Here is an 8713-nt window from a genome sequence, read left to right as displayed (position 1 = left end):
ATCCGTATATTCAGCAACTGACCTGACCATCACACGTTCATGTGTACATATGTAGCCGTTAACTTGCGAGTCACGCGTTCATATGTACATATGACGATCTTTTTCGAGGAGCCTTCCAATGACCGCCGCAGCAGACAACATGGTTCTACGCACCATCTATCTTCCGCTGGCCGTCGATCGCAGGCTGCGTGAAATCGCTTTTACCCGCGATATCAGCAAGGGCGAGCTGATACGCGAGCTGATCATCAAGGGCCTTGAAACCCTCAAGGACCAGCCCACCCTCGCGGACCGCGTCTCACGCGCTAGCCGGGTTGTCGCGGGCGCCAAGGCCGCAACCCCGCGCGCGGCGGCGAAGCGCCGCCCCAAGACTTCGGCCGCCGCCAACACTTCGACGGCCAACGAAGAAGCCGTCGCGCTCTCCACCCGCGCACGGGCGCTAGAACCCGCTGAATAGGCCGGGGCTTGACCATCGAGGGCTGACAACCCCACCCACGCGCCCCTAACTAGGCCGCATGTTCGCCGCCCTGCTCGACCGCCTTCCCCGGATCTCGCTTCCCAAGACCGCCACCGCGCCGTTCTGCCCGTCGGAGGTGCGCGGCGCGGTCGCCGTGCCCGATGGCCTGCCCACCTGGAAGCGGATGCTGCGGGTGGCGGGGCCGGGCCTGCTGGTCAGCGTCGGCTACATGGACCCCGGCAACTGGGCCACCGACATCGAGGCCGGGGCGCGCTACGGCACGTCCTTGCTGTTCGTGGTGGTGCTGTCGAGCCTGGCGGCGATCGTGCTGCAGACCCTGTCGATGCGCTTAGGGTTGGTCACCGGCAAGGATCTGGCCCGCATGTCGCGCGAGCGGTTCGGGCCGCGCACGGTCAAGGTCCAGTGGCTGCTAGCGGAGCTCGCCATCATCGCCTGCGACATCGCCGAGGTGCTGGGCTGCGCCCTGGCCTTCAAGCTGCTGCTGGGCGTGCCGCTGTGGGGCGGCGTGCTGCTGACCGCGCTGGACACGATCATTGTGCTGGGCCTGAAGGGCAAGGGCTTCCGGCAGCTCGAGGCCATCATCCTGGGCCTGATCTCGACGGTCGGGATCTGCTTTCTCGTCCAGTTGATCCTGGCGCCGCCAAACGCCGGCGAGGTGGCGCAGGGCCTCGTCCCCTCGCTCGATGCGCTGAGGCAGGGCGACGCGCTGTACCTGGCGATCGGCATCCTGGGCGCGACGATCATGCCGCATAACCTCTATCTGCATTCCTCGATCGTGCAGACGCGGCTGACGCCGGCCAACGAACCCGGCAAGCGCGCCGCGATCCGGCTGTCGACCATCGACACGGTGGTCTCGCTGCTGCTGGCCCTGCTGATCAACGCCGCCATCCTGATCCTGGCCGCCTCGGACTTCCACGGGTCCGGCCTGACGCAGGTCGCCGGCATCGAGGAGGCGCACCAGCTGCTCGCCCCCGTCACGGGCGGCGCCCTGGCCGGGGTGCTGTTCGCCATCGCCCTGTTCGCCTCGGGCCAGAGCTCGACCTTCACCGGCACCATCGCCGGCCAGGTGATCCTGGAGGGCTTTCTCAATCTGAAAATTCCCTGCTGGCAGCGGCGGCTGATCACCCGGGTCCTGGCGATCGTCCCGGCCCTGATCGGCGTCCTGGCGCTGGGCGAGCACTCGGTCGGCAAGCTGCTGGTGCTGACCCAGGTGGTGCTGTCGGCCCAGCTGCCCTTCGCCATCTGGCCGCTGCTGCGCTTCACCGACGACAAGGCGCTGATGGGCCGGTTCGCCAACGGCTGGATCACGAAGACCGTGGCCTGGTTCCTGTTCGTGGTGATCTCGGCGGCCAATGTCTGGCTGGTGGTGAGCACGTTCTCGTAAACAGAGGCCAACTTCCCCGGCGAATGCCGGGGCCCAGATCGAACCCACGGCCGCGCCAGGCCGCCACCGCATGGTGACGCGAACACTCAAAACGCTTCGGATGAATCTGGGCCCCGGCATTCGCCGGGGAGTTCGGTTGAAAAGATGGCTACCGCTTGCTCCGTTCGGCTTCACATGCCACCAATCCAAACAAACGTTTGGGAGAGAAAGCGCCATGAAGGAAGTCGCCTACGCCGACCTCGCGGGCCTGGTGGGCCAGGAGCTGGGGGTGTCCGACTGGGTCGAGATCACCCAGGAGCGCGTGAACCTGTTCGCCGAGGCCACCGGCGACCACCAGTGGATCCACGTCGATGTCGAACGCGCCACCAAGGAGATCGGCGGCCCGATCGCCCACGGCTTTCTGACCCTGTCGCTGATCCCGATGCTGGGCGCGGGCATCCTGCGGGTCACCGGCGTTACGCGCGGCATCAACTATGGCTGCGACAAGGTCCGCTTCACCGGCATGGTCCGGGTCGGCAAGCGCGTGCGGATGCGCCAGAAGCTGGTCAGCGTCGAGCCCAAGGCCGGCGGCCTGCAGATGAAGAACGAGTGCACGATCGAGATCGAGGGCGAGGAACGTCCCGCCTGCGTCGCCGAGACGATCTCGGTGATCTACGGAGCTTAGTCTCCCTTCCCATGTCATCCCGGAAGCCTCGAAGCGGCTATCCGGGACCCAGGGGCAACCGCATTGCCGCTAGCCCCTGGGTCCCGGCTCTACGCTGCGCTTCGGCCGGGATGACACAGATGTTCGGCCGGAGGAGCGCTAAGCCATGGCCAAGCAGCACGACTACATCAGCCTGATCGAGTGGACCGGGGATCGCGGCCAGGGCACGCGGACCTACAGGGGCTACGACCGCACCTGGACCATCGCCACACCCGACAAGCCGGTGGTGCGCTGCTCCAACGATCCGCTGCTGGGCGGCGACCCGACCCTGCACAATCCCGAGGACCTGCTGCTGTCCTCGCTGAGCGCCTGCCACATGCTGTGGTACCTGCATCTGGCGTCGAGCGCGGGGATCGTGGTGCGCGGCTATCGCGACACGCCCGTCGGGGTCGGCGAGAGTACGCCGGACGGCGCGGGTCGTTTCCTGCGCGCGACGCTACGGCCGCACATCGTGGTCGAGCACGGCGCCGACCTCGCCAAGGCCGACGCCATCCATCACGAAATTCACAAGGTCTGTTTCATCGCCCGGTCGGTGAACTTTCCGGTCGACTACGCGGCGACCTACGAGGAGGTCTGAAGTCCTCTCGGACCTCGACCTCCCCTTTTTGAGGACTACTTGGTCGCCGGCACGACCGGGAACTCGACATAGGACGCCTGGCCCACGGCGTGGTGCACCGCGTTGCGGGCGACGACGAAGGTCGCCTCCTTCTCGTTGTCGCCGCCGGTGTTCAGGTTGCGGACGAACTTGGGGAAGTTCGACGAGGTGACCTCGATCCGGATGCGGTGCCCGGGCAGGAAGGTGTTGCTGGTGGTGATCGGCGTCGGCTTGACCACGCTGACCGCGCCCGAAGCCAGCATCTTGGGCTTGTCGTAGCCGTCGCGATAGCGCGCCCGCATGATGGTGTCGCCGATGATATAGGCCGTGCCGTCGGGCGCGACGTCGACCAGCTTGACGGCGAAGTCGGTGTCCTTGGCGTCGGACGACACGTGCAGCACGGGCCGCACGAAACCGGTCACCTCCATGGCCTCCGTCAGCGGCTCGCTGGTGTAGACCAGCACGTCGTCGCGCGCCTCGACCGGACGCTGGTCGAAGGCCCCGGCGATCACCAGGCCGCCGTTGCAGCAGTCGCCGCCGCCGATGGTCTGCACCGGATTGGCCGGGTCATAGACATAGCGGTCCGGCCTCTCCCCGGCGGCGGGCGCGGCGGTCGAGAGCTTGCCGTCGCCGTTGACGCTGTTGGCCCGGCCGCCCGAGCGCAGATAGAAGCGCACCGTCTTGGCCTGCTGCGGCGGCCACTGGGCGGACTGGCGCCAGGCGTTGGCGCCCATCGTGTAGTAGCGGACCGGCGGGGTCGACGCCGGGAACGCGGCCGCATCGCCCTTCAGCCAGTGGTCGAAGAAGGCGTAGACCTCGTTCTCCGCATCGAAGTTGATCGAACCCATGGCCCGGTCGCCGGATGTGTAGGGCCCGCTGAGCACCCGCGAATTGAAGCCGCAATGGTTGGACGGGGTGACGACCACGTACTGGTTGGCGCTGGCCTCCTTGTCGGAGTTCACCGTCCGGGCGTGGTTGAACAGGGCCATGTTCGGGCCGATCGACACGTCGTACCAGGAATTGAACCACAGGGCCGGCACGCCCCAGCCCATGTCGTCGTGGTAGAGCCCCCCCTTGCGCCAGGCCGGATCGGCCGGGCCCTTGCGGTTGATCAGCTCCTCGAACGTGCCCGTCGGCTCGCCCAGGTCCTTGAGCATGTCGGCCACCGGCAGGTGACGGATCTGCTTGGGCCAGTCCACCGAGGGCTTGTTCGGCGCCAGGTCGTTGTACTTGGCCAGGCGCGCGATGGTCGGCTGGTCGAGGCCCTTGGGGGGCTGCGGGTTCAGGGGATTGTCGACTCCGTACAGCCAGACGAAGAACAGGTTGCGGGGGACGCCGCCGGTGTACCAGTTGCCCTGCTCCTCGAACTCGCCGACCTTGCCGATGCCGGCGCCGGACGCTTGCGGGACCATGGCCGCGTGGGCGGGGTGATTCTGGGCGGCCAGGGCCAGCTGCCACTCGGCCGAGGACGAGCAGCCGCGCGTGCCGACCTTGCCGTTCGACCAGGGCTGCTTGGCGATCCAGGTCAGGGTGTCATAGCCGTCGGTCTGCGGCTTGCCCAGGATTTCCCAGTCGCCTTCCGAGTAGAACCGGCCGCGCTCGTTCTGCAGCACCAGGGCGTAGCCGTGCTTGATCGCCTCCAGCGCGTTGCGGCTGCTGCCGACCTTGTAGGTGAGCTCGTTGTAGGGAGTCTTGATCAGGATGGTGGGCAGCGGCCCCTTGGCGCCCTTGGGCCGGTAGATGTTGGTGGCCAGCCGCACGCCATCGCGCATCGGCACCATCTCGAACATGGTCACGTCGGCCTTCTGGGCCAGCTCCCGCTCGATCGCGGCGTCCGAAAACTGCGAATAGTCCTGCGCCCAGCTCGGCGACGCCATCGCCAGAACCATGACCGCCGCACAGACCCTGCCTGAAACACGCATGCTGCTCTCCCCTCTCACAGGCGACCAGCAAACCATCCGCTGACGGACGCTCAAGCCACTTTTTCAGAGGTCACCCATCGGGCCGCGGAGCGGAAGGGGTCGGGCATAGAAAAAAGCCGCCGGATCGCTCCGGCGGCTTCTTCGTCAGTCGTAGGCTGGGGTTCAGCGCTTGATCGCGTCGCCGATCTTGTCCTGGGCCTGGCCGACCTTGTTCTGGATGTCGCCCTTGGCCTTCTGGGCCGCGCCTTCGGCTTCGAGGCGCTCGTTGTCGGTCATCTTGCCGATGGCTTCCTTCGTGGCGCCGGCAGCCTTGTCCATCGCGCCTTCGATACGGTTGGTGCTCATGGTCTGTCTCCTGCGATGCTGTTGTGGTCGCAGAAGAAACGGCCCGGAGAGCGGTCCGTTCCGAGCTAGTGGGACGCGCCCATGGCCATGGCCGAGACCGCCACCGCCGGCGTCGCGCCGGGCATGGCCGGTTCGGGCTTGGCCGCGCGCGCCTGAGTCATCGTGGCGCCGGGGACCTTGTCGAGCTGGGCCAGGGTTTCGCGGATGAACTTGGCGTGGGTGACGATGCCGATCTCCAGCCGCTCGCCCGACAGCTCGACCTGCTGGGTCAGCAGGCCCGCCACGAACTGGACCTCCTGGCTTTCGCTGGCGCCCGGTCGGCGACGCGCGCCCTCGGCCATGAACACCGGCCCGCCGGAATTGCCGGGGAACACCGAGAAGTCCATCAGGAAGGTCGGGAAGTTGGTCGCCGGGGCCAGCGGGTAAGAGGCCACGCGCCCCGAGCGCAGGATCGGAAAGCCCGCCGGGTTCGCGGAAAGCCCGCGCGGGAAGCCCAGCGCCATCATCTCGTCGCCGGGTCCCAGGTTGTACTTGTTGAAGGTGTCGTCCTGCGCCAGGTAGTTCAGCGGAATGGCCGCCTTGGCGAACTCCGGCGGCGCCTCGACCACCATGGCCGCGACGTCGCGGGTCGGATGCTTGGTCCACAGCGGATGATCGCCGTCGCGGATCTTCAGCGTCTCGGGATCATAGCGCCAGACGCCCTCGGCGCCCTGGATGCGATAGCCGATCCGGGCCGACATCGACGGCATCTTCTCGAAGACGTGGGCGGCGGTGACCAGGATGATGCGGGGCTTGCCGTCGGGGGTCGGGTCGGACACCAGGAACCCGGTGCCCACCGTGCGCGAGCCATCGCCGAGGGGCTGCTCCAGTTGCACCGTCGCCTTGATCAGGTCGACGGACAAATCCCACGCCATGTCGCCCCCTTCGCTACGCTTACAAAAACCACTGCGCCCGACGCCTTGCGAGTTTGACCACAGGTTTTTCGCACCGCAAGTTGTCGTTCTGCCGCAGTCGCGCGTTGTGCAGGGTTACGGGGAATTTTCTCGCATGAATCGCCGCCAGATGATGACGAGCGCCGCAGCCGCGCTTACCTCGTCCACCGCAGTCCTTCCTGGAATAGCTTTCGGATCTTCCATGTCCTCATCGCCTACCCGCCCCGTCCCACCGGTCGCCAAGAAGACTCCCAAGACGATCGAGCAGCTGGGGCGCAAGCGGACCGACGACTATGCCTGGATGAAGGACGACAACTGGCAGAAGGTCCTGCGCGACCCCACCCTGATCAAGGCCGACGTCAAGGAGCACCTGACGGCCGAGAACGCCTACACCAAGGCCATGCTGGCCTCGACCGAGGCGCTTCAACAAAAAATGTTCGAGGAGATGAAGGGCCGCATCAAGGAGGACGACGCCAGCGTCCCGGCCAAGGACGGTCCGTTCGAGTACTACACGCGCTACGACAAGGGCGCTCAGCATCCGATTCACGCCCGCAAGCCGGTGGGCGGCGGCGCCGAGGAGGTGCTGCTGGACGAGGAAAAGGAGTCGAAGGGCAAGGCCTTCTACCAGGTCGGCGCGGCCAGCCATTCGCCCGACCACAAGCTCTACGCCTTCGCCGTCGACGAGCAGGGCTCGGAGGTTTACCGCATCCATGTGAAGGACCTGGCGACCGGCAAGGTGCTGGACAGCCCGGTCGAAAGCACCACGGGCGACTTCTGCTTCTCGCCCGACAGCCAGTGGCTGTTCTGGACGTTCCGGGACGACAACGGCCGCCCGGCCAAGATCTATCGCCGCCCCGCGCGCGGGACCGCCAAGGACGACGTGCTGATCTATGACGAGCCCGACGAGGGCTTCTTCATCGGCGTCGGCGCGACCGGCTCCGACAAGTACATCGTCATCTCGTGCGGCAACCAGGAGACCAGCGAGGCGCTGATCATCCCGGCCGCCGACCCGACCGCCAAGCCGATGATCTTCCAGCCCCGCCAGGTCGGCGTCCGCTACGAGGTCGAGCACTGGAACGACCACTGGGTGATCCGCACCAACGCCGACGGCGCCGTCGACTGGAAGCTGGTCACCGCCCCCGAGGGCGCCACGGGCAAGGCCAACTGGAAGGACTGGATCCCGCACCAGCCCGGCCGCCTGATCTCGGGGACCATGGCGTTCAAGCGCTGGTTCGTGCGGCTGGAAAAGGTCGACGCGCTGAACCGCGTCACCGTCACCGCCGCTGATGGCGCCGAACACGTCATCGGCTTCGACGAAGCCGCCTACGCCCTGTCGTTGGAAGGCGGCTACGAGTACGACACCGACAACCTGCGCTTCGTCTACAACTCGATGACCACGCCGCGTCAGTGGTTCGACTACGACATGAAGAGCCGCCAGCGGACCCTGCGCAAGACGCAGGAGATCCCCTCCGGCCATGATCCGTCGAAGTACGAGACCCGCCGCCTGAACGCCAAGGCCAGCGATGGGACCGAGGTGCCGATCTTCGTCCTGATGAAGAAGGGGACCAAGCTGGACGGCTCGGCGCCGCTGCTGCTGTACGGCTACGGCAGCTACGGCATCGCCATGGAGCCCAGCTTCTCGATCCGCAACTTCAGCCTGGTCGACCGCGGCTGGATCTGGGCCACGGCCTGTCCGCGCGGCGGCTCGGAAAAGGGCTGGGGCTGGTTCCTGGACGGCAAGAAGTTCAAGAAGAAGAACACCTTCACCGACTTCATCGCCTGCGCCGAGCACCTGCACGCGGCCGGCTACGGCAAGCCGGCCAGCACGGTGGCCTATGGCGGCTCGGCCGGCGGCATGCTGATGGGCGCGATCAGCAACCTGCGCCCGGACCTGTTCGCCGGCATCATCGCGGCCGTGCCGTTCGTCGACGTGCTGAACACGATGAGCGACACCACCCTGCCCCTGACCCCGCCCGAATGGCCCGAATGGGGCAATCCGCTGGAGGACAAGGAGGCCTACGACTACATCGCCAGCTACAGCCCCTATGACAACGTGGCGGCCAAGCCCTACCCGGCGGTGCTGGCGACCGGCGGCCTGTCCGATCCACGCGTGACCTACTGGGAGCCCGAGAAGTGGACCGCCAAGCTGCGCGAGCACACGACCAGCGGCAATCCCGTCCTGCTGAAGATCAACATGGACACCGGCCATGGCGGGGCGTCGGGGCGCTTTGATTTCCTCAAGGAGATCGCGCTGGACTATGCGTTCGCGGTCTGGGCCGTGGAGAAGGGCTGGGCTTAGAGCCCCTTCCCCCTCGCGGGGAAGGGGTTGGGGATGGGGGCGCTGGCTCGGCGCTTCG

Annotated in this window: 7 protein-coding genes and 1 pseudogene; 5 read left to right on the top strand and 3 right to left on the bottom strand. The window is 66.7% G+C overall.

The genetic code is table 11. The annotated features are described in order from the left end of the window. Nucleotides 1–118: 118 nt before the first annotated feature. The 4 genes from DI526_RS17595 (at nt 119) to DI526_RS17580 (ending at nt 3139) form a co-directional block, all read left to right on the top strand. Nucleotides 119–454 carry a ribbon-helix-helix protein, CopG family gene (locus DI526_RS17595; protein WP_304280723.1) on the top strand — a complete coding sequence of 112 codons (336 nt, stop codon included), beginning with the start codon at nt 119–121 and terminating at the stop codon, nt 452–454. 58 nt (nt 455–512) lie between these two features. Next, nucleotides 513–1859: an Nramp family divalent metal transporter gene (locus tag DI526_RS17590; RefSeq protein ID WP_304280721.1), complete on the top strand. Its 1347-nt coding sequence runs from the start codon at nt 513–515 to the stop codon at nt 1857–1859. A 214-nt stretch (nt 1860–2073) separates the two neighbouring features. After that, nucleotides 2074–2523, top strand: a complete 450-nt coding sequence (locus DI526_RS17585) for a MaoC family dehydratase (RefSeq protein ID WP_066687271.1) — start codon at nt 2074–2076, stop codon at nt 2521–2523. A gap of 145 nt (nt 2524–2668) precedes the next feature. After that, the gene (locus tag DI526_RS17580; RefSeq protein ID WP_304280718.1) at nt 2669–3139 is read left to right on the top strand and encodes an OsmC family protein; all 471 of its coding nucleotides are present in this window, start codon (nt 2669–2671) and stop codon (nt 3137–3139) included. 35 nt (nt 3140–3174) lie between these two features. On the opposite strand, the gene DI526_RS17575 is transcribed toward DI526_RS17580, so the two are convergent. The 3 genes and pseudogenes from DI526_RS17575 to DI526_RS17565 form a co-directional block, all read right to left on the bottom strand. After that, the gene (locus DI526_RS17575) at nt 3175–5079 is read right to left on the bottom strand and encodes a CocE/NonD family hydrolase (protein ID WP_304280716.1); all 1905 of its coding nucleotides are present in this window, start codon (nt 5077–5079) and stop codon (nt 3175–3177) included. A gap of 151 nt (nt 5080–5230) precedes the next feature. Continuing rightward, nucleotides 5231–5424: pseudogene (locus DI526_RS17570) on the bottom strand (CsbD family protein); the annotation flags it as partial. A 65-nt stretch (nt 5425–5489) separates the two neighbouring features. After that, the gene (locus DI526_RS17565) at nt 5490–6338 is read right to left on the bottom strand and encodes a serine protease (protein WP_304280714.1); all 849 of its coding nucleotides are present in this window, start codon (nt 6336–6338) and stop codon (nt 5490–5492) included. 133 nt (nt 6339–6471) lie between these two features. On the opposite strand from DI526_RS17565, the gene DI526_RS17560 reads away from it, so the two are divergent. Further along, nucleotides 6472–8655: a S9 family peptidase gene (locus DI526_RS17560; protein ID WP_304280713.1), complete on the top strand. Its 2184-nt coding sequence runs from the start codon at nt 6472–6474 to the stop codon at nt 8653–8655. Nucleotides 8656–8713: the final 58 nt, after the last annotated feature.

Origin of the sequence: Caulobacter segnis, assembly GCF_003243465.1 — a bacterium.
GTDB lineage: Bacteria > Pseudomonadota > Alphaproteobacteria > Caulobacterales > Caulobacteraceae > Caulobacter > Caulobacter segnis_A.
This window is presented reverse-complemented; position numbering and strand designations above follow the sequence as displayed.